This window comes from Rhodococcus sp. EPR-157, assembly GCF_001647195.1.
Lineage (GTDB): Bacteria > Actinomycetota > Actinomycetes > Mycobacteriales > Mycobacteriaceae > Rhodococcoides.
In genome coordinates, this window is record NZ_LVCV01000119.1 from 1 (window position 1) to 4,136 (window position 4,136).

Below are 4,136 nucleotides of genomic sequence, written 5' to 3' on the forward strand. Positions count from 1 at the left end.
CATCTAGGACTGCACTGACGTCCATACCCCCGAGTGCTCCGCCGATGATCAAGGTGCCCAGCGCAACGAGAAGAAAGCCTTGAATACACGCTCCAGCGCGGATGAATGCGCGAGCAGGTTGACGGTGCAGGATCAAATACCAAACTTTGGCGCCTATATATCCCAGAACACAACTCAAGGCGGAAATTGATACAGCGGCAGCGACATTGGTGTCCGTACGCGCGAGGAGGAGTCCCTGAAGAATCAGTGCAACCACCGCGCCCGCGGCTACCAACGCCGGCCAACTCCACACCCGCAAAGCGGGACCGTGAGTGAGTAGCGCCGTTCGGGCTGTGAGCACAGAGTTCTGTTGCCGTTCGGTACCTTCTGCGCCTTCGTCGATGCGATGCGCAGTCACCTGCCACTCTCCGCTGGCGATGCCCTGAATACGGGTGGTGGCGGCGAATCGGCCCCCGGCCGGTGGGAGCGATTTCACGACCAGTGTTCGTTCGAAATGGTCCTTTTCGGTCGGCTGGTGGTCCTCGGCCGCCACCCGCACTCCGGTAAAGCGGATCGACACGTCCTCGCAGGGCTCGGCATCGGCAGCGACACCCCAGTATGTCGCCGCGAGCCCCAGCGGCTCGACCTGCGAAAACGCGTCGGCGCAACTGTTCGCCGGGGGCCGGTCAGGGGTGTATTGCCGCGTTGCGGGCGCAATCGCCTCGGCGGTGTGGACACGTGGGCGCTCCGGCGGTGCTGCAGTGTCGATCGTCGGTTCTGCGATCTGGGCCGAAGGCCGCGGTGGGGCAGTGGAGGCCGGCGCGAAAGACCGGGCGACAGTGGGATGGAGTGTACCGCTCCGGGGCGAGTGGCCCCTGCTCCGAAGATAGTCGGCAGCGGCGACGCTGACCGCAGAATGTGGGGCCCCCGCGGAGAGGGGATGCCCTGACTGGGGCTCGGTGCGCATGTCGCCGGGGCGAGGAACTGGTAGGCCGCCCCCGGATCGTCCCGCCGTGGTTCGTCGCTTTGGCGCTTTCGATCGTGACTTGTTGGATTTGTTTCCCACAGGTGGCCTCCATCATCGCCGGTCCGGGCGACGGCGTCTCGGCAGCAGTTAACTACTATCCTCGATAGTAGCTGAACTACTAAGCGTTATAGTAGATGGCGCGGAATGGCCACACTCCGCAGGTCAGCAGGTGGCCAGGTAAGAGAGTGAGGAGCAACAATGATGAATATGGGCGCCATGGGTGGTGGATGGACGATGATGGCGGGAATGGCCGCGTTCTGGCTGGTCGTGATCGCTCTGTTGGTCTGGGGTGCGGTTCGGTTGATCTCCGCTCGCCCGCAATCGGGGGAGGACGCGCAGGAAATCCTCGATCGTAGATTCGCTGCCGGCGAAATCGATCGAGATTCCTATCGCGCAGCGGTCGCAGAGTTGGCAACAGCTGAGCTGCGGAAGCGTGCCGTCACCCGGGAATGAGCAGCTGCGGTTTGCTGGGTGGGCATTTTCACCGCAGGTGACCGAGGTTGCGGTCTGGATATGTCGGTTCGCGCCGGGGGCCGGTAGGACAGTGTTCGCACGGCGCCAGTGACCGGAAACCGTCGGCGCGATCGAAGGCGCACCGAAGCAATCAGATAGAAGGTAGAACCGAACGTGAGCGATATACCCATCTATGACTTACTCAGCGCTACGTTGGCGTCGCCGCAGCCCCATGATGAACGAGAAAGTATTGCTCCACCGTCCGATCTACGGCGATTCCGATCGACCGAACGAGCAGCACCGCGATCTTTGAGCGTCGGCACACGGGCCCGCCACGCGCGCCGTGACACTGTGTAATCGCCCACTCTGCCTCCGGTTGCTGGCCCATCGCTGCGAGATTCAGTTGCGCCGTCGGATTCGCACGCCCCGGAGCGAGTCGATATCGACACCGACTGCCTGCCCGTGAGCATGACAGGGACCGCGCGGGGCGCACCTACTAGCTAGCCGACTGGTGCTCACACGTTGACAACACCTTGACGGTCCTTCCCAATGGGATCAGGAAGGGGTATGGTTCGACCTGACCGTTACATACCCCTACGGGGTATATATGTTTGCAACGTCGAAAGCGCACGCATGATCATCACGCACTGCCCAGTCACGCCGGTATTGATGTATGGCCACTGTGAGGCGTCGGTCCGCGACGAAGTCAGCGCCGTGGTTGGAGTGGACACCGTCGCGTTATCGGCGGCGGCAGGGGCATTCACGGTCACCAGTACAGCCGAGCTCGTCCAGGCGCAGATCATCGTCGCCCGCGACGCCGGATACACAGCCGAACCGGAACCCGCGAGTTCATGGGATGCATAGATATCGAACTCGATGGATGAGAGGACCTGCACGATGAACGATCACACGCACTCCGACGTCGACTCCGCGCGGACGGATCCGCCGAATAGGCTGCAGCACAGCGGGCATGAAGAAGGACCCGAAATGCACACGGAAGTGGCCGAGAAGGCGACTCCGCAGTCGGGCCACGACACCGGCGGGCACAACGCAGCCCACTCCGAGCATGGAGAGCACGGCGGCCACGGTGGTCATGCTGGGCACGGTGATCACGTCGGCATGTTCCGCCGCTTGTTCTGGTTCATGCTGGTCCTCGCAGTCCCGGTAATCATTGCTTCCGGAATGTTCGCGATGCTCCTCGGATACTCTCTGCCCGACGCGTCGTGGATCGGCTGGATCTCCCCGGTGCTCGGCACCGTGATGTACGCCTGGGGCGGATGGCCGTTTCTCACCGGGGCAGTGAGTGAGATACGTTCGCGTGCACCGGGAATGATGCTGCTCATCGCTTTGGCGATCACGGTTGCATTCGTCGCATCGATGGGAGCGAGCCTCGGCATCCTGGACCATCAGCTCGACTTCTGGTGGGAACTGGCATTGCTGATCGTCATCATGCTGCTAGGGCATTGGATCGAAATGCGGTCACTCGCACAGACCACATCCGCGTTGGATTCTCTGGCGGCGCTGCTCCCCGATACCGCTGAACGCGTCGAAGGCGACGACGTGATCTCTGTGTCCCCGGAGCAGTTGCAGCTCGGCGATGTCGTCGTTGTCCGCCCCGGCGGGCGGGTGCCCGCCGACGGTTCCATCGTCTCCGGATCGGCGAGTATGGATGAATCGATGATCACCGGGGAATCGCGCACCGTCCGCCGCAGTGAGGGTGAGCAGGTTGTCGCCGGGACGGTGGCCACCGACTCCGGTCTCCGGGTCCAGGTCACCGCAGTAGGGGAGGACACCGCTCTCGCTGGGATCGGCCGGTTGGTGGCCGACGCCCAGAACTCGACGTCGCGGGCCCAGCGCATCGCCGATACCGCAGCGGGCTGGTTGTTCTGGTTCGCCCTCGGAGCAGCAGTCATCACTGCCGCTGTATGGACGCTGCTGGGGATGCCCGACGGCGCTGTCATCCGCACCATCACCGTGCTGGTCATTGCCTGCCCGCACGCTCTGGGTCTGGCTATCCCGCTGGTGGTCTCGATCGCCACCGAACGAGCTGCCAGGGGCGGAGTCCTGGTCAAAGACCGGTTGGCACTGGAAACTATGCGGACAGTGGACACCGTGCTGTTCGACAAGACCGGCACCCTGACCAAAGGCGAACCCACCGTCACCGCGATCGACGTGACCGCCGGGCGCACCGCGGATGAGGTCCTTGCGTTGGCCGCAGCCGCCGAAACAGACTCCGAGCACCCTCTTGCACGCGCCATCATAGATGCCGCACGACACCGCGACCTGGCAGTTCCAGCTGCCACCGACTTTCAGTCGTCCCCAGCTGTCGGGGTGTCCTCTGAGGTCGACGGCACCCGCATCCAGGTCGGCGGGCCCGCTTTGCTTGAGCAGGAACACATGTCCGAACTCGCTGTCGCCGACCGGTGGCGCGATGATGGGGCGATCATCTTGCACGTCCTGGCAGGTGGCACCGTGATCGGTGCGCTCGCGCTCGCCGATGAGATCAGGCCGGAATCACGTGCTGCGATCGACGCGCTCCACGACCGCGGAATCACGGTGGTCATGATTACCGGTGATGCTGACGCCGTCGCGAAGTCCGTGGCCACCGAACTCGGCGTGGACCGCTACTTCGCCGGGGTAAAACCGGAAGACAAGTCCCACACCGTCGCTGAACTCC

The 4,136-nt window shown here is 63.5% G+C and carries 3 protein-coding genes and 1 pseudogene; 3 read left to right on the plus strand and 1 reads right to left on the minus strand.

Going from position 1 to position 4,136, the window contains the following annotated elements; translation table 11 throughout:
- Positions 1-946, minus strand: a pseudogene (locus tag A2J03_RS30360) (hypothetical protein); the annotation flags it as partial.
- Positions 947-1,204: 258 nt separating this feature from the next.
- On the opposite strand from A2J03_RS30360, the gene A2J03_RS04830 reads away from it, so the two are divergent.
- The 3 genes from A2J03_RS04830 to A2J03_RS04840 all read left to right on the plus strand — a co-directional run.
- Positions 1,205-1,459, plus strand: a complete 255-nt coding sequence (locus A2J03_RS04830) for a hypothetical protein (RefSeq protein ID WP_082897596.1) — start codon at positions 1,205-1,207, stop codon at positions 1,457-1,459.
- A gap of 633 nt (positions 1,460-2,092) precedes the next feature.
- Positions 2,093-2,323, plus strand: a complete 231-nt coding sequence (locus A2J03_RS04835; RefSeq protein ID WP_068370341.1) for a heavy-metal-associated domain-containing protein — start codon at positions 2,093-2,095, stop codon at positions 2,321-2,323.
- Positions 2,324-2,356: 33 nt separating this feature from the next.
- A partial coding sequence (locus tag A2J03_RS04840; protein ID WP_068370342.1) for a heavy metal translocating P-type ATPase occupies positions 2,357-4,136 on the plus strand: 1,780 nt, incomplete at its 3' end.